21 protein-coding genes and 2 tRNA genes are annotated in these 24,698 nt (G+C 47.4%); 11 read left to right on the plus strand and 12 right to left on the minus strand.

What is annotated here, in order from left to right; all coding sequences use genetic code 11:
- Positions 1-66 precede the first annotated feature (66 nt).
- Together VBY75_RS12455 and VBY75_RS12460 are read right to left on the minus strand one after the other, a co-directional pair.
- Complete coding sequence (locus tag VBY75_RS12455) at positions 67-291, minus strand: SlyX family protein (protein WP_416512809.1); 225 nt, start codon at positions 289-291, stop codon at positions 67-69.
- Entirely contained in the window at positions 288-1,283 is a 996-nt protein-coding gene (locus tag VBY75_RS12460; RefSeq protein ID WP_416512811.1) for a WD40 repeat domain-containing protein, read from the minus strand. Before VBY75_RS12460 ends, VBY75_RS12455 begins: the two co-directional genes overlap by 4 nt.
- A 94-nt stretch (positions 1,284-1,377) precedes the next feature.
- Between VBY75_RS12460 and fkpA the strand changes: the two genes are divergently transcribed.
- On the plus strand, positions 1,378-2,124 hold the full coding sequence (gene fkpA / locus VBY75_RS12465; RefSeq protein WP_054490227.1) for an FKBP-type peptidyl-prolyl cis-trans isomerase: 747 nt from the start codon (positions 1,378-1,380) through the stop codon (positions 2,122-2,124).
- A gap of 61 nt (positions 2,125-2,185) precedes the next feature.
- On the opposite strand, the gene rsd is transcribed toward fkpA, so the two are convergent.
- Entirely contained in the window at positions 2,186-2,662 is a 477-nt protein-coding gene (rsd, locus tag VBY75_RS12470; RefSeq protein ID WP_287816546.1) for a sigma D regulator, read from the minus strand.
- Positions 2,663-2,764: 102 nt separating this feature from the next.
- Between rsd and nudC the strand changes: the two genes are divergently transcribed.
- From nudC to VBY75_RS12490, 4 genes are all read left to right on the plus strand, one after another.
- Complete coding sequence (gene nudC / locus VBY75_RS12475; RefSeq protein ID WP_287816544.1) at positions 2,765-3,562, plus strand: NAD(+) diphosphatase; 798 nt, start codon at positions 2,765-2,767, stop codon at positions 3,560-3,562.
- A gap of 78 nt (positions 3,563-3,640) precedes the next feature.
- Positions 3,641-4,717: a uroporphyrinogen decarboxylase gene (gene hemE / locus VBY75_RS12480; RefSeq protein WP_222235859.1), complete on the plus strand. Its 1,077-nt coding sequence runs from the start codon at positions 3,641-3,643 to the stop codon at positions 4,715-4,717.
- Between the two features lie 109 nt (positions 4,718-4,826).
- The gene (locus tag VBY75_RS12485; protein ID WP_416512853.1) at positions 4,827-5,882 is read left to right on the plus strand and encodes an efflux RND transporter periplasmic adaptor subunit; all 1,056 of its coding nucleotides are present in this window, start codon (positions 4,827-4,829) and stop codon (positions 5,880-5,882) included.
- A 3-nt stretch (positions 5,883-5,885) separates the two neighbouring features.
- Positions 5,886-8,984 (plus strand): efflux RND transporter permease subunit, encoded by a 3,099-nt coding sequence (locus tag VBY75_RS12490; RefSeq protein WP_054490236.1) that lies wholly within the window; start codon positions 5,886-5,888, stop codon positions 8,982-8,984.
- A 12-nt stretch (positions 8,985-8,996) separates the two neighbouring features.
- Here the strand turns inward: VBY75_RS12490 and VBY75_RS12495 are convergent, their stop codons facing one another.
- Genes VBY75_RS12495 through rsgA form a run of 3 tightly spaced genes read right to left on the minus strand, consistent with a single transcriptional unit; the run spans position 8,997 to position 11,646 of the window.
- On the minus strand, positions 8,997-9,725 hold the full coding sequence (locus VBY75_RS12495; protein WP_271332320.1) for a glycerophosphodiester phosphodiesterase: 729 nt from the start codon (positions 9,723-9,725) through the stop codon (positions 8,997-8,999).
- Positions 9,722-10,600, minus strand: a complete 879-nt coding sequence (gene asd / locus VBY75_RS12500) for an archaetidylserine decarboxylase (protein ID WP_054490240.1) — start codon at positions 10,598-10,600, stop codon at positions 9,722-9,724. Before asd ends, VBY75_RS12495 begins: the two co-directional genes overlap by 4 nt.
- A 2-nt stretch (positions 10,601-10,602) precedes the next feature.
- Complete coding sequence (gene rsgA, locus VBY75_RS12505; RefSeq protein WP_222237023.1) at positions 10,603-11,646, minus strand: small ribosomal subunit biogenesis GTPase RsgA; 1,044 nt, start codon at positions 11,644-11,646, stop codon at positions 10,603-10,605.
- 68 nt (positions 11,647-11,714) lie between these two features.
- Here rsgA and orn point away from each other — a divergent pair, with 68 nt between their 5' ends.
- From orn to VBY75_RS12520, 3 genes are all read left to right on the plus strand, one after another.
- A complete protein-coding gene (orn, locus tag VBY75_RS12510) occupies positions 11,715-12,266 on the plus strand; it encodes an oligoribonuclease (protein ID WP_199493626.1) in 552 nt (183 codons plus the stop codon).
- 68 nt (positions 12,267-12,334) lie between these two features.
- A tRNA-Gly gene (locus VBY75_RS12515) sits at positions 12,335-12,410 on the plus strand.
- Positions 12,411-12,449: 39 nt separating this feature from the next.
- Positions 12,450-12,525: transfer RNA gene (locus VBY75_RS12520), tRNA-Gly, on the plus strand.
- A gap of 72 nt (positions 12,526-12,597) precedes the next feature.
- Here the strand turns inward: VBY75_RS12520 and VBY75_RS12525 are convergent.
- From VBY75_RS12525 to VBY75_RS12535, 3 genes are read right to left on the minus strand one after another with little or no spacing between them, the layout of a single operon-like run.
- Positions 12,598-13,743, minus strand: coding sequence for a dicarboxylate/amino acid:cation symporter (locus VBY75_RS12525; RefSeq protein WP_416512817.1), 1,146 nt, complete (start codon positions 13,741-13,743; stop codon positions 12,598-12,600).
- 45 nt (positions 13,744-13,788) lie between these two features.
- Complete coding sequence (locus VBY75_RS12530; RefSeq protein ID WP_416512819.1) at positions 13,789-14,706, minus strand: histone deacetylase family protein; 918 nt, start codon at positions 14,704-14,706, stop codon at positions 13,789-13,791.
- Positions 14,707-14,709: 3 nt separating this feature from the next.
- A complete protein-coding gene (locus tag VBY75_RS12535) occupies positions 14,710-16,551 on the minus strand; it encodes a GNAT family N-acetyltransferase (RefSeq protein WP_416512821.1) in 1,842 nt (613 codons plus the stop codon).
- Positions 16,552-16,642: 91 nt separating this feature from the next.
- On the opposite strand from VBY75_RS12535, the gene VBY75_RS12540 reads away from it, so the two are divergent.
- The gene (locus VBY75_RS12540) at positions 16,643-18,739 is read left to right on the plus strand and encodes a diguanylate cyclase domain-containing protein (RefSeq protein WP_416512823.1); all 2,097 of its coding nucleotides are present in this window, start codon (positions 16,643-16,645) and stop codon (positions 18,737-18,739) included.
- 3 nt (positions 18,740-18,742) lie between these two features.
- Positions 18,743-19,966, plus strand: a complete 1,224-nt coding sequence (locus VBY75_RS12545) for an Nramp family divalent metal transporter (RefSeq protein ID WP_222235853.1) — start codon at positions 18,743-18,745, stop codon at positions 19,964-19,966.
- Positions 19,967-20,007: 41 nt separating this feature from the next.
- On the opposite strand, the gene VBY75_RS12550 is transcribed toward VBY75_RS12545, so the two are convergent.
- Positions 20,008-21,006, minus strand: a complete 999-nt coding sequence (locus VBY75_RS12550) for a DUF4382 domain-containing protein (RefSeq protein WP_222235852.1) — start codon at positions 21,004-21,006, stop codon at positions 20,008-20,010.
- A gap of 198 nt (positions 21,007-21,204) precedes the next feature.
- Between VBY75_RS12550 and maoP the strand changes: the two genes are divergently transcribed.
- Positions 21,205-21,570, plus strand: a complete 366-nt coding sequence (maoP, locus tag VBY75_RS12555) for a DUF413 domain-containing protein (protein ID WP_222235851.1) — start codon at positions 21,205-21,207, stop codon at positions 21,568-21,570.
- Here the strand turns inward: maoP and VBY75_RS12560 are convergent.
- Together VBY75_RS12560 and purD are read right to left on the minus strand one after the other, a co-directional pair.
- Positions 21,524-23,332, minus strand: a complete 1,809-nt coding sequence (locus VBY75_RS12560; RefSeq protein ID WP_416512827.1) for a GGDEF domain-containing protein — start codon at positions 23,330-23,332, stop codon at positions 21,524-21,526. The two genes, maoP and VBY75_RS12560, sit on opposite strands and share 47 nt — an antisense overlap.
- Positions 23,333-23,404: 72 nt before the next feature.
- Positions 23,405-24,688, minus strand: coding sequence for a phosphoribosylamine--glycine ligase (purD, locus tag VBY75_RS12565; protein WP_416512829.1), 1,284 nt, complete (start codon positions 24,686-24,688; stop codon positions 23,405-23,407).
- Positions 24,689-24,698: the final 10 nt, after the last annotated feature.

A 24,698-nucleotide genomic window follows, 5' to 3' on the forward strand; every position in this document is an offset into this window, starting at 1 on the left:
GCAAACTAAATAAGAACAGTTGTTATACTGACCTGTTTTACCAAGGTCAAGGTAAACTCGATGACTTTAATAGTGAGGTGGCGGTGGTTCAGCGGCCGGATCGGAGTCAGTTGACTGATTCTCCTGCATTTGTTTCAAGCGTTTGCCCAGCCACCGAATCTGCTTTTGCATTTCAGTCATTTGTTGAGTTTGTTCGGTAACCAGCTTATTTAATGAGTTAATGGTGTCTTCCTGAAAGGTGAGCTGCATTTCCAGGTTATTCAACTGCGCTTCAATTTTTTCTATTGTCATTCTTTACTACCTGTTAAATCAATATTCCACCACTCGGCGAGGCCGGCAGAACTTTCACTAATAACCATTTGTTCTTCTTCATCGAAGACGACAGATAACACAGAAGCGTTGCTTGGGCGGCCACCGTCGCGTAAATCTACCCGCCAATGTGAGAGTTGTTTCCCTGTCGCTGTGTCCCAAATTGCAATTTGACGTGATGGTGACCCGGTAAGGAGATAGTCACCGGATGCGCTAAAGCGAGCGGCGCTAAAAATTTTATGACGCTCCATGAATTTAAGCTTGGAAACGGGTTTTCCATCAGGGAGAGAGCGGATAACGGCGTTATCGGTAGCGTCTGCAATAAATGCGAAACGTCCATCGGGGTGCAGAGCAACCTGCGTGGTGCGTCCGTCTAGTGGCCAGCGGTGGACAATTTGTCCGCTACGGGTATCCCATAGTATGGCCGAGTGGTCATTAGAACCGCTGAGCACATAAAAACCGTTGGGAGAAATATCCAGCGCATTAATGGTTTCGGTATGACCATAAAATTCAATGCGCCGACCTGAAGCGGGGTTAAAGGCAACCTGTGTGCCATCACGCTTGCCCAGCACCACTGTTCCGCCCTTTTTACTGACGACAAGCTTTTGTATACCCCCGGAACCTATTTTCCAGAACCCTAAGTTTTCGCCGCTCTCAATGTCCCACATGGAGAACTCTTTACGAGAAGCAGCGACGGCAACTGCGCCATCTGCGCTGATATCAACATCGATAATTTGCGAAACTTCACTTTCATTATGTTGCCACTGATACTTTGCGTTGGTGGCGTAACGTGGCCAAAGCAGTAACCCGGTCTCATCTGTAGAGACCAGACTGAAACTGCCATCATCAGCTATATCGGCGGCGTAGGTACCATTTTCCGCGTGAATTGCTTTATTGACCTTCTCTGGTGATGGTTGGCAACCTGCCATGGCAATGAGCAGCATGAGTGCGCTGCACAGCTTGAGAAAAGGCATAGGCAAGTTCCTTATGGTTGTGTAGTATGGGTCTGTTACATAACACTATTATGGCATAGTCCGAAAGGATGCAAGACGATAATTGGAGAAAACGATGAAACAACTGATGAAGCCGTTAGCTATCTCAGCCATCGCGCTGGCGCTGACTGCTTGTTCACAAGAGAAATTTCCTGCTAATGACACTGAATTAGTTGATGAGAAAGATAAGCAGGCGTATGCCTTAGGCTCGTCTGTTGGTGGCTTTATCGCGCGTAACCTGGAGCGTCAGGAAGAAGCGGATTATATGCTTGAGCGTGATGTTGTTATTGCCGGCTTTGTCGATGCGATAAAAGGTGATCCTCAACTGACTGATGAAGAAGCAGAAGAAATTCTAAATGCGATGCGTCAGGAAGTCATGGAACAGCGCCAAAACGTTTTAGGTAAAAAGTCAGAAGAAGAAGGTAAGGCTTACTTAGCTGAAAACGCGAAGAAAGAAGGTGTGCAAACGACTGACTCAGGTCTTCAGTACGAAGTGCTGGAAGAAGGTGATGGAGTCAGCCCTTCAGAAACCGACATGGTTGAAGTTCACTATGAAGGTACGCTGGTAAATGGCGAGGTTTTTGACAGTTCTTATGAGCGTGGCGAGCCAACATCATTTCCATTGAACCGCGTTATTCCTGGCTGGACAGAAGGTTTGCAGCTGATGAAAGAAGGCGGTAAATATCGCTTCGTGATTCCGGCTGAACTGGCTTACGGTGAGCGCGAAGTGGGTGGTGGCCAGATACCACCAAATTCAACGCTAATTTTTACTGTTGAATTGCTGAATGTTCAAAAAGACGAACTGGATACAGAACAAGAGTAAGAACGGCTTAGTTGATAAAAGCGCCGGTAGATTTGCCGGCGCTTTTTTGTTGGTAACTGTGCTAGGCGGGTATTAGATTATGTTCGTCTAAATGGTTGAGGAGTTTATCTTCAAATTCCATTCTTAATTCAAGCGCTTCGCCTAATGCGGATAAATCTCTATCGAAGGTTTCACAGTGGTCCGTAGAACTGATGTCCCCGTATTTATCGTTAAAGTCTAAGGCAATCTCGGTCGTGTCAGAAATTAAAGGAAATAGGTCATCTGCTAAGTCATCAACAGAGTTTCCCTGCGAGCTGGCCTCACGCACAATTTGATCATAAATTTCAAAATGACCGCTTGATACATAGTCGACCAACTGACCGCAGAAGTTCCGGATATCGGCAACATCAGGTAAGCCTTGACGGATGCTTTCGTACGGAGGGAGCGCGGCAAGCTTAAAGTAATTAACTAATAAGTCCTGGCGTTCAGACAACCAGATATCGATACTTTTATGAGCGCCGCCCCAGCGCTTTTTTGCCTGCTCATTACGGCTTAACATGATACTCTCCGTTTATAGTTTCAGTACCTAATGTAAATTCAGAAGCATTAGAACTCAACTGATTTTACAGAAAACTCAGCGGATTCGATACGCGGAATTATTATGGCCACTTTGTATTCAAAACCTGCAGATGATGAACCCGCATGGTGGTTCGTCGTCAGCTCCGATCACCTTTTTTTAGATGCTGCCGGCGAAGTGCCATTCGGTTGTTTACGGGAATTAAGTTTTCCGGATTTAGATGAATACCGGGTTGTCGAGATAGGTGAGCTGCGTGAGCGCAGTTGCTACCTGGTAATGGCAGATTACATGGATGAGCAATTTACAGGAGGTGCGTTTACCCCCTTGCGACAGCTTCTTGCCGTTGAAGACATGGAAAAGTTTGCAATGGCCGGCAGGGCACGCCAGTTCAGTGACTTCCTCAATACACACCGGTTCTGCGGTCGCTGTGGTGCGCGGATGCAGGCTATCGAATGGGAATTGGCAATGCACTGCAACCAATGCCAGCATCGCTGTTACCCCAGAGTGTCGCCGTGCATTATTGTTGCTATTCGCAAAGGCGATAACATTTTATTGGCTCAGGGTAAGCGACATAAAGCCGGACTGCACTCCATTCTCGCTGGCTTTGTTGAGGCGGGTGAGAGTCTGGAGCAGGCATTAGAGCGAGAAGTTTATGAGGAAGCAGGAATTCGCGTTAAGAACATTCAATACCATTTGAGTCAGCCCTGGTCTTTCCCTCATTCATTGATGATGGGGTTTACCGCCGAGTGGGCAGAAGGTGAGCTGCATATTGACCCACACGAACTGATTACCGGCGACTGGTTCGCTTTTGATAATCTGCCCATGATCCCCCCCGAGGGAACCATAGCAAGAACCTTGATTGATCTCTCTCAAAAGAGGTAAGCACAAGTTTTCATGGAGCCAATGCCTGCGGACTGATAAAATACCGGGCATTGATGTTGATTAAAAATTGGATTCGCTATGACCGCTCCGGCGCTTAAAAATGATCGTTACCTTCGTGCATTGGCAAAACAACCCGTTGATCGCACTCCCGTTTGGATGATGCGTCAGGCTGGACGCTATTTACCTGAGTATAAAGAAGTGCGCGCGCAGGCCGGCGACTTTATGTCACTATGCCGCAATACTGAACTCGCTTGCGAAGTAACCATGCAGCCGTTGCGCCGGTTCGACCTGGATGCAGCCATACTCTTCAGTGATATTCTGACCATTCCTGACGCCATGGGTCTGGGCTTATATTTTGAAACAGGTGAGGGGCCGAAGTTTAAAGACCCGGTACGCAGTATGGCAGCTATTAAGAACCTGGCCGTGCCCGATATGGAAGACGAGCTGGGTTACGTTATGGATGCCGTGCGTGCTATCCGTCATGAACTGAATGGCAGTGTGCCGCTTATTGGTTTCTCTGGAAGCCCATGGACACTGGCGACCTATATGGTTGAAGGTGGCAGCACCAAAAACTTTTCTAAAGTGAAGCAGCTAATGTTTGCTGACCCTGAAGCCATGCATACCTTGCTGAATGTATTGGCTGAATCAGTGACTCAGTACCTAAACGCGCAAATTGCTGCAGGCGCACAGTCGGTCATGATATTCGATACCTGGGGTGGTGTGCTTTCGCCGCGCGACTATAAAGCATTCTCTCTGGCTTATATGGAAAAAATTGTGGCTGGCCTTACACGGGAAGCCGACGGACGCAAAGTGCCTGTTACTTTATTTACTAAAAATGGCGGGCAATGGCTGGAAGCTATGGCGGCGACTGGTGCGGATGCGCTGGGTGTGGATTGGACAACCGATTTAGGTGATGCCAGAGGACGTGTCGGCGGACAAGTTGCTCTACAGGGTAATATGGATCCCAGCGTGCTTTATGCTAAGCCAGAGCGTATTGAAGAAGAAGTACAAACCATATTACAAAGCTATGGTTCAGGTACCGGCCATGTTTTCAACTTAGGCCATGGCATCCATCCTGAGGTTGACCCGGAACACGCGGCTGCTTTTATTAACGCCATTCATAAATACAGTCCAGCGTTTCATTCAAACGACTGAATTTGCGATTAAACCGCTATAATCCTCGTTAAGTGCACCGCCTTTTGGGCGGTGTTTTGCGTACAATGGTCTATGTTAAAGGCGTTGTATTATGAACTTAGAGGTAAACATGGCAAAACGTTCCTGGATAAACCCTATCACTATTGTTGTCGTTATTTTAATTGCGGCAGCCGTGTATCTGTTTGGGTTCCCTCCTGAAGAAAAGGTTGAAGAGGGCAAGGAACAGACTGTCCCGGTCAAGATTCAGACCGCTGAAATAAGTGAGTTCCGCGATACTATCGACGCACTTGGTACTGCCATGGCCAATGAAACGGTTCGTATTACTGCGCAAACTCAGGATGTTGTTGAAAAAATCTATTTTGAAAGCGGCGACTTAGTTGAGCAGGGACAACTGCTTGCTGAGTTGAATGCTCGCAAAGAAGTTGCCCGTGTGCAGCAGCTTAAATTTAGTTTAGATGAAGCCAAACGTCAGCTTGAACGAGTCAGTGAACTGCGCCGTGGTAATGCCGCATCGCAACAACAGTTCGACGAGCAGCAAGTACGTGTTAATGGTCTGCAGGCTGACTTAGAAGTGGCTGAAGCGACATTACGCGAAATGAAAATTCATGCACCTTTTTCAGGCCGTGTCGGTATTCGTGAAATTAGTGCAGGTTCCTTAGTCAGCCCCGGCGATGTGTTTACAACGCTGGATGACATTAAACCTATTAAAGTCGACTTTAGTGTTCCCGAACGCTACTTCGCCAGTATTGCCGTTGATCAGGAAGTGATTACCCGCAGTCGGGCTTACCCCGGAGAGCAGTTTGTCGGACGTATTTCCAGTATTGACTCGCGCGTTGATCCTGTGACTCGTTCCGTGAAAGTGCGCGCTAAAATTGATAATGATGATGAGCGCCTGCGTCCGGGAATGTTACTCCAGATAACGCTATTGAGGAGCATTGACGAAGCTTTATTGCTTCCTGAAAAGGCTTTAATTCCAATTCAAAACAGACAATATGTGTACGTGTTAACTCCGGATAACCGGGCGCGCCAAAAAGAAGTGACCATTGGCCGTCGTAAGCCGGGAATCGTAGAAATTACTGACGGCCTTAAGCCGGGAGAAAAAGTCATTATAGAAGGTATTGTGCGCCTTCGTGACGGTGTACCTGTTTCTGTGCAGGGAGGTTAAGTTATGTTGTTGTCTGACCTTTCTGTAAAACGTCCGGTTTTTGCAACCGTACTGAATATTCTGCTGGTGGTTTTCGGTATTGTCGCTTTTACCATGCTGCCATTGCGTGAGTATCCGGATATTGATCGCCCCATAGTCTCTATTGATACAGACTACCCCGGTGCCTCTGCCGAAGTTGTAGAAACGCAGGTAACGCAATTAGTTGAAGACCGCATTAGCGGCATAGAAGGCATTAAAAACATTAGCTCGAGCAGCCGCAACGGCCGCTCCAGTATCAGTATTGAATTTAATCTGACTCGCGACATTGATGCCGCTTCTAACGACGTTCGTGAGCGTGTGTCGCGTGTACTCGATAATCTTCCCGAAGAAGCCGACCCACCCGAAGTTTCAAAAGCCTCAAGCGATGAAAGCACCATTGTCTGGTATAACCTTCGCAGCGAGAGCATGTCGATTCTTGAACTGACTGATTATGCGGAGCGATACATTGTAGACCGTTTGTCAGTTGCTGACGGTGTCGCGCGGGTGGTCATTGGTGGTGATCGTCGCTATGCCATGCGCGTCTGGCTGGATCGTGATGCCATGGCCGCACGACAGGTAACGGTAACCGACATAGTCAGCCGCTTGCGTGAAGAAAACGTTGAGCTTCCGGCGGGGGAAGTTGAGTCAACTGATAGAGAATTTTCGGTTCGTATGGCGCGGGCTTATTTGTCGCCGGAAGACTTTAAAAACCTGGTGATACGACAAGGCGACGATGGCTATTTAGTGCGTCTGGGCGAGGTTGCCCGGGTAGAACTGGGTGCTGAGGATGACAAAACCGACTTCCGGGGTAACGGGGTTAACATGGTCGGTGTGGGTGTCATTAAGCAGTCAAAAGGCAACACTCTGGACGTGGTGAAGAACGTGCACCGGGAGATGAGAAAAATTCAGGAAACGTTGCCTGAAACCATGTACCTGGCGCCCAGTTACGACTCTTCGATATTTATTCAGGGCTCCGTTGATGAAGTTTACAACACGCTGGCTGTGGCGATGGCACTGGTTATTGTCGTTATTTACCTGTTCCTGGGGAACATAAGAGCCACCATAGTACCGGCGTTGACGGTACCTGTTGCCATTATTGCTTCCTACATAGTTTTGTTTGCACTGGGCTTTTCCATCAACTTACTCACCCTGCTGGCGCTGGTCTTAGCCATCGGTCTGGTCGTTGATGACTCTATTGTGGTGTTAGAAAACATCTATCGCCGCATAGAAGAAGGCGAGCCGCCTATTCTGGCTGCTTACCGGGGAGCCCGTGAGGTTGGTTTTGCTGTCATAGCAACCACACTGGTATTGATTTCTGTGTTTGTGCCTCTGGCCTTCTTAGAAGGTAATATTGGTAAGCTCTTTACCGAGTTTGCTATAGCCATAGCGGCCGCTGTGGCCTTTTCCAGTATCGCAGCATTAACTCTGACGCCGATGCTGAGCTCGAAGGTATTAAGCAAGAAAGAGCGAACCAGTAAATTCGGCAGAGCTTTTGATGCGACCTTTAACTGGCTTGAAAGAGGGTATCGCAATGTGCTCGAAAAGAGCGTAAAGCGTCCGCTTATGGCTGTCGTGTTGGTTGTTATGTCCGGCGTTGTTGCCTTTGGCTTGTTCAGCTTTATTCCTCAAGAGTTTGCGCCACCGGAAGACCGCGGTACGTTCTATATTCAGGTACGCAGTGCCGAGGGGGCCAGCTTTGAGTCGAGCTCCCGACATATGGACGAAATAGAGCAAATTCTTCTGCCTTATATCGATGAAGGAAAAATTGATCGGCTAATTGTTCGGGCTCCGGGCTGGGGTGGTAGTGCAGGTATTGCTATTGTCGGTGCCGTGCCTTTCGACGAGCGAGAATGGTCAAGTTTTGATTTAATGGAAGAGATGCGATCGCAGTTGGATTCTGTTGTGGGCGTTCAGGCTTTTGCGTTTATGCGCAGCGGCATTAGCGGAGGCGGTGGCCGGCCGGTACAGTTTGTGCTGCAAGGTAATACCTATGAGCGACTGGCTGAGTTTCGTGACATTGTGATTGAAGAGGCATCGACCAATCCTGGGTTGCAGAACCTCGACAGTGACTATAAGGAAACGCTGCCGCAGCTACTGATTCAGGTTGATGAAGCCAGTGCAGCAGATTTGGGTGTTTCCGTACAGGATATTGGTATTACGCTCCAGTCGGTACTGGGTCAAAGGCGAGTAACCACTTACCTTGACCGTGGCGAGGAATATGACGTCATGCTGGAAGGTGAAAAAGCCGATTATCGCAGCCCAAGTGCCATAGATAACATTTACGTTCGTTCACGCAAAAGTGACGAACTGATTCCGTTGTCAAACCTGGTGACGATTACTGAGCAAGCCACGTCAGCCCGGCTGAATCGTTATAACCGTATGCGCAGTGTTACCATTGAAGCGAACCTCGCGGAAGGCTACTCGCTGGGTGAAGCTTTGAGTTATCTGGAAGGAGTTGTGCAAGAGAAGCTTCCGGAAGATGTTTCTATTGACTATAAAGGTGAGTCGCAACTTTATAAGGAAAGCGGCAACTCAATCATCTTTGTTTTCGGTCTTGCATTGGTGATCACCTTCCTGGTTCTGGCGGCACAGTTCGAAAGCTTTATTCACCCGCTGGTGATTATGCTGGCCGTGCCTATGGCTATAGTGGGTGCCTTATTGGCATTGTACATAACGGGTATGAGTATCAATATCTACAGTCAGATTGGTATTGTGATGCTAATAGGCCTGGCTGCTAAAAACGGCATTCTTATTGTTGAGTTTGCGAACCAGTTGCGCGACTCCGGTATGGAGTTCAAAGAAGCCGTGCTTAAAGCCGCTCAACAGCGCTTACGGCCCATCGTAATGACAGCGTTTACAACCTTAATGAGTGCAATGCCGCTAATTCTTGGGTCAGGGCCCGGAGCAGAAAGTCGTATGGTCATTGGTACGGTGATTTTTGCTGGTGTTGCCGTATCCGCCTTTTTAACGCTATTTGTTATTCCGGCCCTGTATATAGCACTGGCTAGAAACACCAGTTCACCAATGGCTATCACTCGTAAGCTGGAATCGTTGCAGGAAGAGTACCCGGACCACCATAGCTGATGGTCCGTCAGGCTAATAATGCAGAATAGGTTCGTTGCCGGCGGTGGTTAGACCGGCAACGACATTTTGAGCGTAGTTGGGGTGGTTGGTAAAAATGCCATCCACACCCATTGCGTGCAGTTCTTCAATATCGTGTTGGCCGTCTACTGTGTAGACATAAACTTGTAAGCCCCTGCGATGACCATCCTCAACCAGTTCAGGTGTCACAAAATCTACCGCAAAATGGGCTGAAAACGCCTGTAGCTCCTCTGCGAACTGACAATAGCTCAATGGGCAACTGGCACTCAAAGCGCCAATTTTAATCTCAGGGCGACGCTTTTTAAGCCGCTGCAACCAGTGGTGATTAAAAGACGAAACTAAGAGTTGTTCAGGTTTGAAATTGGTGTTCTTTAGGGCGTAATCAATATCAAGCAGAAGCTCTTTGGTGGGCATATCACCTTTAAGCTCAATATTTACGTGACAATGTCCGTTAATATGAGCTAATGCTTCGCGCAAGGTGGGTATAGACTGCTGACCAAACACTTTCAGATGCTTTATCTGCTCAGCGGTTAAGTCTTTTAGCCGGCCGGGTGTGGCAGTCAGGCGTTCTAAATACCGGTCGTGGAACACAAAACGTTCACCGTCTATGGCATAAACGTCCAGTTCAATACCATGCACGCCGCTGTCCATGGCTCGCGAGAAAGCGGCAAGCGTATTCTCCGGGGCCTCATAACTGGCCCCTCGGTGCGCCCATAAAATCAATCGTTGCTCTCTTTTATCTCTGCCATAGTTTCTCCCATACGCGTGGTGGAAAGTGGCTTAAGATCGTCATCAAATTCAATCGAGTTTTCGGCAAAGGTTAGCACCACGGTTGAACCGAGTTTGAAATGACCCATTTCTTCACCTTTTTTGAGGTGTATAGCTGAGTGGCCTGACGTTGGATACGACCAGCTTTGAATACGGCCACCGGTAGGCGGTGTGACGGTGCCGGACCAAACCGTACCGATACTGGCGACGATAGTTGCGCCAACCAATACCATGGACATGGGGCCAACTTCGGTATCAAAAATAGCTACAACGCGCTCGTTACGAGCGAACAGGTTCGGTACATTAGCCGCGGTTAACGGATTTACTGAATATAAATCACCCGGCACATAAATCATCTTTTTCAGGACACCATCGCAAGGCATATGAATGCGGTGGTAATCTTTCGGTGCCAGATAAATAGTCGCAAATTTACCGTTTACAAAAGGCTTGGCGTCTTCTTCGTTGCCACCGAGCAATTCCTGTAATGAATAGTCATGCCCTTTAGCCTGAAAAATGCGTCCGCCATCAATGTCGCCTAACTGGCTGACTGCACCGTCGACCGGGTGTGCTAATTCGTTGTCGTCTGCTTCCAGCGGTCGAAGCTCTGGTTTTAGCCTGCGTGTGAAGAATTCATTAAAGGTTTTATAAGCCTTGGGTGACTCGTGAATGGCCTCACTCATGTCAATTTTATACTGCCGAATAAACCAGCGGATAAAAACCTGTGTGAACCATCCGGCACGTGCAGCGGCAAACTTTCCCATTAACCTGGAAATTAAATGCTTCGGCATCACATGCTGGAAGAAAATTTTGACTTTATCGGTCTTTGACACAGTTACTTACCTCTAATTGCCCGACTGGGCTTTTGTGTTTTCATCGTCTCTATAATGCGATGATAATTAGAAAGGCGCCATTCATGCAATTGATTGTTACCGACAGCCTCTTGTAGTGCGCAGCCCGGATCATCGCCATGTTTACAATCGCGGAATTTGCAGCCGCCTAGGTAGTCGCGGAAATCGACATAGCACCGGGCTACTCTCTCAGGTTCCAGGTGCCATAACGAAAACTCTCGGATACCGGGTGAGTCAATAAGGGCTCCGCCTTCCTTTAAGTCATACCAGGTTGCAACCGTCGTTGTGTGCTGTCCTAATCCAGAGTTATCTGACACTAAATTTGTGTCGGCGTTCACGTCGGGTAAAAGCTGGTTTACCAGCGACGACTTACCCACGCCGGACTGACCGACAACAATCGAAATATGGTCTTTCAGCATCTCTTGCAAAGCATCCAACCCGCTTTGAGTTGCACTGCTGACGTGAAGCACTTTGTAGCCGATGCTTTCATAGTCTTTCAGCCTTTGCTCAATATATTGACGTTCGGTCTCGTCAATTTCGGGCAGCAAATCAGCCTTATTCAGCACAATAACGGGCTCTATGCCAATGTCCTCACAGGCGACTAAGTAGCGATCGATAATTTGCGATGAGAAGCTGGGGAGTACGCTGGAAATAACGAAGATTTGATCAATGTTAGCGGCAACAGGCTTTAATCCGTCGTAGTAATCAGGACGGGAAAGCAGGCTATGCCTTTCCTGAACGGCAACAACTACACCCTGCATACCTTGTTGTTCGGCACTTGCTCTGGACCAGAGAACGCTGTCGCCACATACCAGGCTATCGACAACCCGGCGTATATGGCAGCGGTAGGTATTGCCTTCGGCATCGCGAATATCGGCGTGCTGACCGAAGCGGCTGATAACACGGCCTGCTTCCGGTGCATTGAGTTGGTTATCCGTCCACTCAATATCGGTGTTTTTCAGCCGTTTTTTTTGGTTGGCTGAAACCCGCCGTTGCTGGCCTTTGTTCAGACGTCTGCGTTTTACCAAGCCTGTAACCTGTTGTCGTGCTGGAAATGACGCTATCATACAACAAATTGCATTAAGAGAGCAGGGTAATGACAGAAGACGACAAGAAACAACGCCTAATTTGGATTGACCTCGAAATGACCGGGCTGGTGCCGGAAGAGCATCACATTATTGAAGTAGCAACCATTGTTACTGATGCACAGCTGAACACCTTAGCGGAAGGGCCTGTCATTGCTATTCATCAACCTCAAAAATACCTGGACAGAATGGACGACTGGAATGTCAAAACGCATACAGGGTCAGGCCTGGTTGAGCGAATAAAGCAAAGCCAGTATGACGAAAAGACAGCAGCAGCAGAAACCATTGAGTTTTTAAAACAATACGTTGATGCCGGGGTTTCTCCTATGTGCGGTAACAGTATTTGTCAGGACCGTCGTTTTTTAGCGAAGCACATGCCTGAACTCGAAGCCTTTTTCCACTACCGCAACCTGGATGTCAGTACGTTAAAAGAGTTGGCAAAACGCTGGCAACCGGAGGTTGTTAATAGCTTCAAAAAGTCGGGTGCGCATGAAGCTTTGGCTGATATTCGCGAGTCTATTGCGGAATTGCAGCATTACCGAGAGCATTTTTTCAGCAAATAAGCTAATTGCGGCGCAAAAACTATTGACCTTATCGGTGGTATCAGTAGAATACACGCCGCACTGACGAAGCGGGAATAGCTCAGCTGGTAGAGCACAACCTTGCCAAGGTTGGGGTCGCGAGTTCGAATCTCGTTTCCCGCTCCAACGTCAGACTTTCCAGAATACTGTAAAAAGTACCAATACGCGGGAATAGCTCAGCTGGTAGAGCACAACCTTGCCAAGGTTGGGGTCGCGAGTTCGAATCTCGTTTCCCGCTCCAAGTTTTAATCGCTAGTACGCTTAAACTTCGTTTAATACGTACCAGCGACTCAATGTCTGCAATATTCGTTCGCTAACTCTTCTTCGAGCTGTCCACAAACATAGCAATAGCACCATCACCAGTAATGTTACAGGCGGTACCGAAGCTGTCCTGTGCCATGTACAAGGCTATCATTAAGGCGACGGCGGTTTCGCCGAAACTCAGCATGGAACCTAACAGGCCAACCGCCGACATAACCGCACCGCCCGGAACGCCCGGTGCAGCTAACATGACAATACCCAGCATTAAAATAAACGGTAGCATGGTAAAGAACCCGGGAATGGCGAGGGAATTATGCAGAACCATAACCGCAACAGCACAGCTGACAATGGTAATGGTGGAGCCGGCTAAGTGAACGGTGGCGCAAAGTGGCACGGTAAAGTTGGCAACGTCGTTATCGACTTTGTTTTTACGCACGCTTTGTAGGGTGACCGGAATAGTGGCTGCGCTGGACATAGTACCTAGTGCCGTAAAATACGCAGGCAGCATGTTTTTGATTAAAAACAGCGGAGAACGACCGGTTTTTATACCCGCCATAATGTACATAGAGGTAATGTAAACCCAGTGCAGGGCGACAGCGAGTATCAGAATAACACCAAAGGTTTTCAGCGTGTTAAACACCGTGCCTGCAACGGCCATTTCCGCAAAAATGCCGGCAATATACAGCGGCAGTAAAGGAATAATGACTTTAACCAACAGCAGCTCAATAATGTCACGGCCTTGATCCGACAGTTTCTTCAGGTTTTCAGCCTTGGTACTGGCAATACCCAGCCCGAAAATAAAGGCTAAAACCAGTGCTGACATCACCTCCATTAGCGGTGGAACCGACAGCTCAATAAAGGGTTCGATAGTGGCTTTGGCTTCTGTCGAAACACTCTGAGCGTCGGTTGTCAGCCAGGGAACGACAATGCTGGCAGCGAAAAATGCAACAATACCTGCAATAACGGTAGAGGCATAAGCAATGCCTAAGGTCTTACCCAACATTTTTCCGGAGTTGCTCGGCAGGCTGGCAATACCGCTGGTAATGAAGAACAAAATAAGTAATGGGATAGTGAAGAACAGCAGCTGACCGAACAGTGTTTTGAAAGTCAGCAGAAGTTGGCTGACCCATTCTGGCATGTATAACCCAATAAGAATACCGGCGACAATACCCGCCACAAGCTTAAGAACTAATCCCATAATATTCGACTCTTTTTTATGAATGTTTTAAGAATAGAGGTGCGCTTAGAGTAAGCCTTTTAAATGCGCAACAACACTGCGGCCTAACGCGCTGAGATTATACCCGCCTTCAAGCGTAGATACGATACGGCCGTCACAGTGTTTGTCGGCAATTTCTTTCAGCTTAACGCTTATCCAGTGGTAGTCTTCTTCTTTCAGTAGAAACTGTGACATGTCGTCTTCTGCGTGACCATCGAAGCCGGCAGAAATAAGCACCAGTTGGGGTTGGAAGTCGTCGAGGGCATGAAACCATTTTTCTGAAACGGCTTGTTGCCATTGTTCGCCTTTGCAACCAGCTGGTAGCGGCACGTTATGTACATTGCCGGCGCTGTTGTCTTCGCCGGTAAATGGGTAGAAGGCCTGCTGGAATGACGAGCAAAACAAGATACGGTCATCACCCTGAACAATGTCTTCGGTTCCATTGCCGTGGTGTACGTCAAAGTCGACAATGGCAACGCGCTCAAGTCCGTGTTTTTCAATAGCGTGGTACGCCGCAACGGCAATGTTGTTGAATAAACAAAAGCCCATGGCTTTTGAGCGCGAAGCGTGGTGGCCTGGTGGGCGAACGGCACAAAAAGCCTGTTTGTTGAGGGTGGTCATAACATCGTCAACCGCATTAACCGCTGCTCCGGCTGCTTTCAAGGCAGCGGTTAAGCTACCTGGTGTCACTAAGGTGTCCGGATCTATCCATTCATGGTCGTACTCAGGAATTTCCGCACGAATAAAGTCGATATGTGCTTGGGAATGCGCCACTTGAATAGCTTCCCAGGGCGCTTCTGTTGCTTCTTTTCGTATAAGCACAAAGTCGAGGCCGGAGCGAATGAGTTGGTCATTAATGGCTTCAATACGGGCCGGGCACTCGGGGTGCTGCTCGTTGGGTATGTGTTTGAGGCAGTCATCATGACTGAATACGACTATCGACATAATTTACTCACTGCCTTGTTTAAGATCGAGTTTGAGCAAGACTTCACCCGGCTCTTCACTGGGCAAGCGTTTGAAGCCGCCCCGTTCAAACACACTTAACATGGGTTTATTCGCGGCTAATACGTAGGCTTGCATACTGTTCAGGCCACGCTCGCGTGCTATGCGAATCATTTCATCTAAGAGCTTGCCCGCCATGCCGCGGCCCTGGTATTTCTCGCGGGTCACAAAAGCGACCTCGCAACTATTTTGCGACTCGATGTAGTAGTAACGCCCAACCGCCTGAATCTGAACCGCAGAGCCTTTTTGATGCACAATACACAAGGCAAGATCTTTCGACTGGTCAACACTGACCAAGGTGCAGGATTTTTCCCGGGTCATGGTTGTGGGTACGGCGTTGTAGCGCAGTTGTAGAGTTTCTTTCGTATGAGAATAAAAGAACTCCTGCAGCCGACGTTCATCCGACGGATAAAGCGGTCTTAAATCAAAAGATTCGTTATTAATTTTGAGCTTTTTAAAGCCAATATCGCCTAACTCCGGCACATCAACTGGTGTTTGTTGCTGATAGTGGGGAACCCAATAATGTTTACGAACTTCCTGCAACAGGTGGCTACGGAATTTAGGGTGAGCAACGCGAATTAGCTCCATAGCCCGCTCGCGAATACTTTTTCCCCGCAATGAAGCGACGCCAAATTCGGTGACGACATAGTGTACGTGCCCGCGCGTTGTTACTACACCTGCGCCTTCCCGAATGAATGGGACAATGCGTGACACCTTACCGTCTTGTGTTGTTGAAGGTAGAGCGATAACGGGTTTACCGCCTTTACTTAAAGACGCTCCACGACTGAAGTCCACTTGCCCACCAATACCGCTGTAAAACTGGTGGCCAATAGAGTCCGATACGATTTGTCCGGTTAAATCCACCTCAATGGCGCTGTTAATTGCTATTAATTTGTCATTACGGGCAACGTTTGCTGGTGAATTTACATATTCACTGGGATAAAAACCGACATGTGGGTTGTGGTCAACAAAGTCATAAAGGGCTTTTGACCCCATGCAGAAGCTGGTCACAATTTTATTCGGGTGGAAGGTTTTTTTGCGGTTATTAATGACTCCTTTGAGCATTAAATGCATGACGTCGTCAGTAATAAGCTCGCTGTGAATGCCCAAGTCCTTATGGTTACTTAAGTAACGCAGTGCCGCAGCGCAAATAGTACCGACACCAATTTGAAGCGTAGAGCCATTATCAACCAGCAGCGCAATGTATTGGCCTATCCGCTCAATGATTTTACTGTCTTCAAGGCTGGGTGGTGGCAGTTCGGGCAGAGGTGCTGCATGTTCCCAAAAGTAATTAATTTGATTCGTGTGCAGAAAAGACTGTCCGTAAGTGACCGGCATATTAGGGTTCACCTGGGCAATAACGGTCTTGGCAGATTTAGCAGCGGCGGCGACCACGTCGACTGAAACCCCCATTGAATGGTAGCCGTACTTGTCTGCAGGACTGACCATAATTAAAGCGGCATCTAATGGCAGAATGCCGTTATTAAACAGGTTGGGAATATCGGAAATAAAGCTGGGGGTATAATCCGCACGGCCTTCATTCACCGCGGTTCTTACGGTATCGCCACCAATAAAAAAGGTATTGACCTTAAACAACTGCTGGTACTGCGGACCGGCCCACTTATTGTCGGACAGCGTCATTAACTGCACAATTTCAATATCATGCAGATTTTTTGCGTTTTCTATCAGGTCATCGATAAGCGCGGTTGGCACCGCAGCGTGAGAGCCAATAAAGATTCTTTGCCCTGACTTAAGTATCTTCGACCAGTCTAACTTTGTCGTTGTCATACTGCTGTTTTACCTCAGTGATTAGCTTTGTGCAATCATTCAAATTGAGATAAACTTGGTCGTTAATTAATCATTGAACGGACTCGCTCCCATGAAAAATAAAAACAAGAAATGGGTCAACTATTGCTTAGCCGCTTCAGCGTTTTTTCTGCTGGTAAGTTTTGGGTCCGTCTCAGCTCAGCCTTCGACAGAAAATATTAACGGTGTTCCGGTCGATATGGCCATGGAGGAGCAGCTGGATGATTACCTTAACTCTCTGGGTGAAGAGGAAGACTCGAGAGCTATTTTGTTTAATGTGCTGGAAGATATTTCGCCGAAAACGCCCGTAGCTACCCGGGCCAGAGCTAAAAGCTATGAAGTGTCCTGGTATTACTACGAGGGTGAAACCGAGTTAGCTTTCGAAAAACTGGATGAACTGCTGGCTCTTGCTGAAAACAGTGAAATTTCTGATGTAAAAGCTGAAGCTCAGGCGACGCGAGTTGAAATACTTCAAATGGAAGGTAAGTACGGCGAAGCGTTTTTGCTGCTCAACGATGTTGAGATTCCCCTTTCTAACTCTCGTATGCCAAGGGTTCGTTATTACGGTCACAACCTTATTTCGAGAATCTATGCTGACTGGAACCGTTACGATGATGCTTTGCGTCACTTGCTGCTGGCTCAGGGTGCCGTCAACGAAACGAACAATGAAAGAACGCCCATCCGTCAACAATATCTGGACTACTCAATCGCAATTATTCAGTCTGAGTTGAAAAATTGGGAAGGGTCGTTAAAAACAATTAATAAAGCAATTCAAAGCGCTAAGCAGAACGAGCTGGAATACGACTTGCCAGATTTTTACCTGCACAAATCTTATATTGAAGCGGAAATGGACGAACGAGAAGCTTCTCTTGTTTCGTTAAGAAAAGCTTACCAAGCGGCAGTTAAAGATGAACGAGAGTATTTACTACCCGTTATTTTAAATAATTACGGTGACCACTACATGTCTGAAAAAAAGTGGGAAGAAGCCCGAAGTCATTTACGAGAAGCTTTGGAGTTGGCCGAAGAAGTCGAAGATATCTGGATGGCACAGACCATCCATTTCAATTTAGGCTTCATTGATGTGCATCAGGGCAACACGGAAGCCGGCCTTGAAGAAATGCGCGAAGCGGTTGAGTTTTATCGTGAGGAAGACATAAAAACGGAAGTTGAAGGGTTACTTGGCGAGCTTGCTGAAGCCTATGAGCTTGCCGGGCAACATCAAAAACAGGCCGAGACTCTAAAACAGCAGATGGAGTTGATGGAAGAGCTCTATCAAAGTGATCAACAGCAGAACCTGGCTAATTTACAGCAGCTTTATGAAAGCAAAGATAAAGAGCAGCAGATTGAGTTGCTGGAGCGCCAAAACGAACTTAAACAGCAGTTACTGGAGATTAACGAACAGAGAAACCTAATTTGGTTGTTATTGGGGATTGTTGCTGTATTCGCTGCTTTATTTGTTTTTCTAATGTACCGCAAAGCCCGACGCGCCAACTTAAGATTAAAAGAAGCTAATAACTTGTTGGCTGATCAGTCACGTAGAGACCCTCTTACTGGCTTGTGGAACCGCCGTGCTCTTCAGGAAGAAATGGAAGCGCGTAAACAGCATGGTGAGAGACGCGAAGCGGCGGCCCATTCCGATGGCCTTATTCTGCTTGATATCGACTTTTTTAAACGCATTAATGACAAATATGGGCACGCGGCCGGTGATAAAGTATTGATTGAAATCAGTCAACGCTTACAAAAAGAGTGTCGTGCAAGCGATAAACTGATCCGTTGGGGCGGTGAGGAATTTCTCTTTCTTGTTCGTAACGTAAGCAGTGCAGACCTGGAAGAAATGAGCGAAAGAATTTTGAAAGCGATAGCGAAAGAGCCGATTGCTTACGAAGGACAGGAAATTTTTGTGACAACTACTATAGGCTTTATTCGCCTGCCGTTTGCCGACATACCGGAACATGAAATGGATTGGGAGAAGGTCCTTCAGGTTGCCGATATGGCACTGTATACAGGTAAAGCTCATGGCCGTAATAGAGCCTGTGGCGTCACCGATTTATATGTTGAGTACGGCACGGCTCGCTCTGTGCTTGAGTCGGACTTATCCGAGGCACTGAATAAAAACTGGATTTCAATGGTGACTATTGAAGGCCCTCAATCCGCGAGAAAGTCTGTTTAGGTTATGTTGAAACTCTCTCAGTTCGGGCCTGGTGCGCTAGTAGCCGCGGCATTTATTGGGCCGGGAACCGTTGTTACAGCGTCGCTGGCCGGAGCAAACTTTGGTTACGCATTGCTGTGGGCTTTACTGTTCTCTATTGTGGCCTGCGTTATTCTTCAGGAAATGTCGGCCCGCATTGGTTTGGTGACACAAGCCGGGCTTGGCGAAAACATCCGTAATAACCTCACCTCTGGCTGGCTTCGTTGGTTGGCATTAATTCTCATTTTTAGCGCTATTGCTATTGGCAATAGTGTTTATCAGGGCGGAAACCTTTCCGGAGCCAGTTTAGGTGCTGGTGAGCTACTTGGGCCGGTACCAATACTGGATGCTTGGCTGAGCAATGCCTGGGCGCTTGTCATTGGTATTATTGCACTACTGATACTCTGGTCGGGTAACGCCAGGGTAATCGAGAAGGCCCTGATTGGAATGGTTCTGCTAATGAGCGTGGCCTTTATCGGCACCTTTTTATTAACAGCTCCAGACTGGAGTGCTGTATTTAAAGGTACCTTTGGGTTTTCATTGCCTACCGGAGCGACGCTCACTGTCGTTGCGCTAATTGGTACCACGGTAGTTCCGTATAATATTTTCCTGCATGCCTCCAGTGTGTCTAAAAAATGGCAATCTCCGAATGACCTTTCAGCTGCCCGTCGGGACCTTTTTCTTTCAATACCTTTTGGTGGTCTTATTTCTATGGCTATTGTTGCCACTGCAGCTTCGGCCTTCTTTGGCCAGCAAGTGACAATTGAAAGTGCAGGAGATTTAGCCGGATCGCTGCGTCCACTTTTTGGCGACGGGGCTACTTACTTAATGGCAATCGGGTTATTCGCTGCGGGCATTTCATCGGCGACAACGGCGCCTTTAGCCAGTGCTTATGCATTATGCGGCATTATGGGTTGGTCGGTTAATTTACGAAGCAGGGCTTTCAGAACGGTTTGGCTATCGATTTTGCTAATAGGTATTGTTATTTCAAGCGTTGGCATAAAGCCGGTAACGGTTATTTGGTTTGCTCAGGTTGCGAATGGGATTTTACTGCCAGTTATTGTCGGATTTCTGTGGTGGCTTTGTCAGAGTTCGATGTTAGGCAATTACCGTAACTCCGCTTTGCAAAATATGCTGGCTGCAGTCATCTTTTTAATTTCGGTGTTGCTCAGTGGCAGAAGTCTGGGGTCAGCATTTGGTTTTTGGTAAGAGGAAGGCTACGTCCCTGTAGCCAAAACTATCGAATGCCTTTATTCCTCAGCTGCACCAACAAACTCTAATTCCTGTGGCTCGCTAGATTCTTCAATAGTGACGTTCTCGGTTAAGAAAAAGTTCACGTCATCATCGGCTTCCGGATCGTCCCCACCATTACAGGTAAGCGCAGCTGTGTAGTCTCCTGCCGCAACAAAACCTATAGAGAAGTCGTAGGTGTCTACCCCGTCAAAATAAACCGCTGTGCTGGCATAAGGTTCGTTTTCTTCCGAACCGCCGTTATCAGCTAAGGTTGTTTCATCAAGGTCACTGCCTTCGTAGAGATAAACATAAGCTACCGGTTCTTCTGTGTTTTCCGGTGCTACGGTACAGGTTTCGTTAAATAGCAACGCACCTTCAGCAACAGTACCTTTCAGGTGACCAACAGCAGAGTTATCAACCAGACGAACGCCGCGCGGCTTAAGGATGTAGTGATCCTGGCCGACTGGGTTAGTCATGGCGTGGCGCAAATCAAACTCAACGGTAAAGTTAAGGTTTCCGCCTGCATCGGCAACAAAACCGTCTAACTTCAACTCGTTTGAAGGGACTTGTACGGCAACTTTTTCAGCTTCACCATCATCGTTGGTGTCTGTCATGATGTAAGAACCTTCAGCCATGACCAGTCTTAGCTGTCCGTACTGACCCGCATCAATTTCTGCGTTTTCAAGAAAAACCATCGAGTCATTGCCCGTAAACTCCAGCAAGTCGATGCCAATGGTATTTGCAATGGGTTGGCCATCTTCGTCGGTACAAAGGTCATTCTCTTCAGGGGCCTCAATATCCTCGCCGACGGTGAAAGTGCGGGGCTCGTCGCCATTACCGGTAAGTTCAACTGCGTTAAAGCAGGCAACAACAGACTCAGCGTTGTCGACCGGGGCGTCACTAATGCCGAGGGAAAATTGTGCGGTATCGGTGTTATTGTCATCACTGTCAGAGCCCCCGCATGCGACTAGCCCTAACGTGGCGGTGGCTAGTGCCGTCAACATTAATTTATTCATAGTGCCCTTCCTTTTTATTTACGAAATAAAATGACATAACTTATTACACAGGGCTAATTTATAGGTGCTACAACCCTTTGTTAAAAGGTATTTTACAAAAATTTTCGTTGACAAAAGTTCGATATCGCTCTATATCGTCTTTGTCGTATACAACGACAGACTTTTTGTTCGGTTTTAGTCTGTAGGAAGGGCTTACACATGACCAAGATGACCCGTGAAGTATTGTTAAAGAAACCGTTTAACGATTTCCGCAACTACCCTTATGGCTTTTCTCGCTCAGGCGATTTCTCTATTCGTGAAAGCGATGCTTTGACCCATTACGGCTGCCTCATTACGGCAATGCTGGCGGGAGAGTTTGAACCTGTTTTACAAGAAGATATTGAGTTGCTGGCTGCGTGTCGGGGGGAACAAGCCCCTGTAACGGATGTAGAAAAGGTCTGGGCAAAATATCAGGCACGTATTCATCGGCCAAAAGTCGCCAGTATGTACGGGCGTGGTAAATTTGCTGATGACTCATTTAGCTCAGCGTCTGATACTGAAGATGATCTGATTGTTGAAGATTAACCTGGCGTAAACGTCTGGGTTTTTGACGGTGGCACATGTAGCAGTGGCTGCCGTCAGATTGTTTTGCTTCTTTTTTTGCTTCGCTGGCTAATAGTGCGACATCGTGATGTGATAAACACTCCGAGGGATCTGGCTGAACCACACCAATAGCAAGACTTAGTAATGGGTAGAAGGCCGGTTTACCGTTACGGGATAATGCTTTTATTCCCCCTAACTGAATGTGCTCCTGATGATAAAATCGGGTAATGTCTTGCTCAAAGTCTTTGATAATTTTATGACATAACTCTTCGGTTTGTTTTTTATCGGTGTCTTTGAAAATAGCGACAAAGTCGTCTCCGCCAATGTGACCAATAAAATGACCATGCCTGAATAAATTTTTTTGTAGTATCTGTGCTAACCATTTAATAATCTGATCGCCTTGTTCGTAACCGTAAATATCGTTAAAAGGCTTAAAATGGTTCAAGTCAAAGTAGGCCACTTGAAACGAACAGTCTCGGAAAAGCTGGTCTTCTATAACTTGGTTGATAGCTACGTTCCCCGGAAGTTGAGTTAAAGGGTTAGCATGGCGTGCGTTGGTAACTTTTAAATCGGTTATTCTGCGTAATAAATTTTTAATGGATGCTACACCGTAGTAAACATCTCTCTTAGTAACAATAATGTGCTGATAAATATCGACTTCATCATTATCGGTAATTAACTGACTCACTTCCTCCAGCGATGTTTGCCAGTCAACGGAAAGAGGGCGATCATCCATAATGTAAGAAACCGGTTTGTTGGCATAAAGAGCATGACCGTAGGAGCCAGAGAAGAATTCCATAACCTTTTCTCTTCGTATAATTCCGACGACCTTTTTCTCATAAATAACGGGCAAGGAGGATAACGTCTTATCTTGTGTGAAGGTGTCGAGCACTTGTGAAGAGCGAGTTTCCGCTGATACGCCATGAATGGTATCGACCACACTGGCGATAGTTGTTTGGTAGTTTAGTGCAACAGAATGATTAGGAACGACCAGTGAAGAAGAGACCTCCAGTACCGGATAAAGCTGCGGCTTTCCGAGCAAGAATCCCTGACAATAATTAACACCCATAGACTGTAATTGCTCAAGTTCATCTGTGGTTTCGATGCCCTCTGCGATCACTTTCGTGCGTAAACTTGTGGCCAGCGATAGAATACTTTGCACAAATTCTCGTTTTACCGAAGATGTTTCAAGAGACTGAATAAAATAGCGATCGATTTTGACATAGTCAGGATGTAATTCCGACCAGAGCTTGAGCCCGGAGTAACCCGCACCTAAATCGTCAATAGCAATCATAAAGCCAAGTTTCTGATAGTGAATAATGGCGTGTTTCAGATTTTCGGTATCTTCAATTGGGTAGCGTTCTGAAATTTCAATGACAATTTGTTCTGGTGATATGCCAAATTGCTGGGACAAACGCAGTGTCGATCCATGCGGGTGAGAGTCATCCTGCAGAACATTGGGATTCACATTAAGAAAAAGTTTACCCTGCATAGAGTTTTTCTGAAATGCTTCCATGGCAGCAGAGCGACATGCTAGTTCCAGTTCTGATAATAGTCTTACTTTGCTGGCGAGAGAGAATAAGTTATCCGGGGATTCGAGAGAGTGTCCTTTAGGGCCGCGAATAAGCGCTTCATGGCCAATAACAACTCCGCGGACAGTGTCTATAACGGGTTGAAATAGAGGGTAAAGTTGCTTCCCCTGAATAAGGGTTAATAGCTCTTTTTTTAAATCACACCCAGGCATGAAACCTCCCATCACAACAGAGACAAAAGCTTAGTAAGCTTTTATGACAATGTAATGACAGGAGGTGGGTATTTAGCTTTCGCGTTTTATCGCACGGTGCGCGATATCGGTGCGATAATAAGCATCATTCCAGTTAATTTTATCAACCAGCTGGTAGGCAAGTTGTTGAGCCTCAGTAACGGTTTTACCCAGGGCTGTACAACAGAGAACCCGGCCACCACTTGTGACCACATTGCCGTCATCCATTTTAGTTCCCGCGTGGAATACCTTCTGGTTTTCAGAAGCTTGTTCAGGAAGGCCGTGAATGACATCTCCTTTGTTGTAACTTTCAGGATACCCTCCGGCAGCCATAACCACACCAACTGCAGCGCGCTCATCAAAGTCGATAGGCGCCTGATTAAGTTTGCCTTCAATTGCCTGCTGGCAAAGCTCAACCAAATCCGACTTTAAACGCATCATAATGGGCTGAGTTTCAGGGTCCCCAAAGCGACAGTTATACTCCAGAACTTTGGCTGTGCCGTCTTCAGCAATCATTAAACCGGCATAGAGGAACCCTTTGTATGGCGCTCCTTCTGCTGCCATTCCATCGACTGTAGGTTTAATAACGTGCTGCATAACCCATTTATGGATGCTTGGTGACACCACCGGCGCCGGCGAATAAGCGCCCATCCCCCCTGTGTTAGGTCCTTTATCGCCGTTATCTCGTGCTTTATGATCCTGGCTTGACGCGAAAGGTACTGCGTGTTCGCCGTCCACCATCACAATAAAAGAGGCTTCTTCACCGCGTAAAAATTCTTCTATAACGACGCGGTGCCCGGCATCGCCGAAACGGTTACCGGCCAGCATGTCGTCGATAGCGGCATCCGCCTGCTCCTGACTTTCAGCTATAATAACGCCCTTGCCAGCGGCAAGGCCGTCTGCCTTTATTACAATAGGAACGCCTTTTTCAGCGACATAGGCTTTGGCTGCCTCAACCTCTGTAAAGTTTTGGTAGTCGGCGGTGGGTATATTGTGGCGCTGCAGAAAGTCTTTGCTAAACGCTTTAGAGCCTTCTAGCTGTGCTGCTTTACCTGTGGGGCCGAATGCGGCGAGTCCGGCTTCACTAAAGCGATCAACAATGCCCGCAACTAAAGGTGCTTCCGGACCAACAATGGTCAGTTCAACACCTTCGCTTTTGGCAAAGTTAAGCAAACCTTCAATGTCTTCGGCGCTGATGGCCACATTTGTCAGGTTTGGCTCACGCTCTGTACCTGCGTTACCCGGGGCAACATATACGCACTCCACTTGCTGTGATTGTGCTGCTTTCCACGCCAGAGCGTGTTCACGGCCTCCGCCGCCAACGACCAATACTTTCATAAGGTTAGTT

Origin of the sequence: Idiomarina sp. HB, from assembly GCF_048059115.1 — a bacterium.
Classification (GTDB): Bacteria; Pseudomonadota; Gammaproteobacteria; order Enterobacterales; family Alteromonadaceae; genus Idiomarina; species Idiomarina abyssalis.

Coding starts and splice junctions, on each gene's coding strand:
- VBY75_RS12455 (WP_416512809.1), bottom strand. CDS start 291: ATGACAATAGAAAAAATTGAAGCGCAGTTGAATAACCTGGAAATGCAG.
- VBY75_RS12460 (WP_416512811.1), bottom strand. CDS start 1,283: ATGCCTTTTCTCAAGCTGTGCAGCGCACTCATGCTGCTCATTGCCATG.
- fkpA (WP_054490227.1), top strand. CDS start 1,378: ATGAAACAACTGATGAAGCCGTTAGCTATCTCAGCCATCGCGCTGGCG.
- rsd (WP_287816546.1), bottom strand. CDS start 2,662: ATGTTAAGCCGTAATGAGCAGGCAAAAAAGCGCTGGGGCGGCGCTCAT.
- nudC (WP_287816544.1), top strand. CDS start 2,765: ATGGCCACTTTGTATTCAAAACCTGCAGATGATGAACCCGCATGGTGG.
- hemE (WP_222235859.1), top strand. CDS start 3,641: ATGACCGCTCCGGCGCTTAAAAATGATCGTTACCTTCGTGCATTGGCA.
- VBY75_RS12485 (WP_416512853.1), top strand. CDS start 4,827: ATGGCAAAACGTTCCTGGATAAACCCTATCACTATTGTTGTCGTTATT.
- VBY75_RS12490 (WP_054490236.1), top strand. CDS start 5,886: ATGTTGTTGTCTGACCTTTCTGTAAAACGTCCGGTTTTTGCAACCGTA.
- orn (WP_199493626.1), top strand. CDS start 11,715: ATGACAGAAGACGACAAGAAACAACGCCTAATTTGGATTGACCTCGAA.
- VBY75_RS12525 (WP_416512817.1), bottom strand. CDS start 13,743: ATGGGATTAGTTCTTAAGCTTGTGGCGGGTATTGTCGCCGGTATTCTT.
- VBY75_RS12530 (WP_416512819.1), bottom strand. CDS start 14,706: ATGTCGATAGTCGTATTCAGTCATGATGACTGCCTCAAACACATACCC.
- VBY75_RS12535 (WP_416512821.1), bottom strand. CDS start 16,551: ATGACAACGACAAAGTTAGACTGGTCGAAGATACTTAAGTCAGGGCAA.
- VBY75_RS12540 (WP_416512823.1), top strand. CDS start 16,643: ATGAAAAATAAAAACAAGAAATGGGTCAACTATTGCTTAGCCGCTTCA.
- VBY75_RS12545 (WP_222235853.1), top strand. CDS start 18,743: ATGTTGAAACTCTCTCAGTTCGGGCCTGGTGCGCTAGTAGCCGCGGCA.
- VBY75_RS12550 (WP_222235852.1), bottom strand. CDS start 21,006: ATGAATAAATTAATGTTGACGGCACTAGCCACCGCCACGTTAGGGCTA.
- maoP (WP_222235851.1), top strand. CDS start 21,205: ATGACCAAGATGACCCGTGAAGTATTGTTAAAGAAACCGTTTAACGAT.
- VBY75_RS12560 (WP_416512827.1), bottom strand. CDS start 23,332: ATGCCTGGGTGTGATTTAAAAAAAGAGCTATTAACCCTTATTCAGGGG.
- purD (WP_416512829.1), bottom strand. CDS start 24,688: ATGAAAGTATTGGTCGTTGGCGGCGGAGGCCGTGAACACGCTCTGGCG.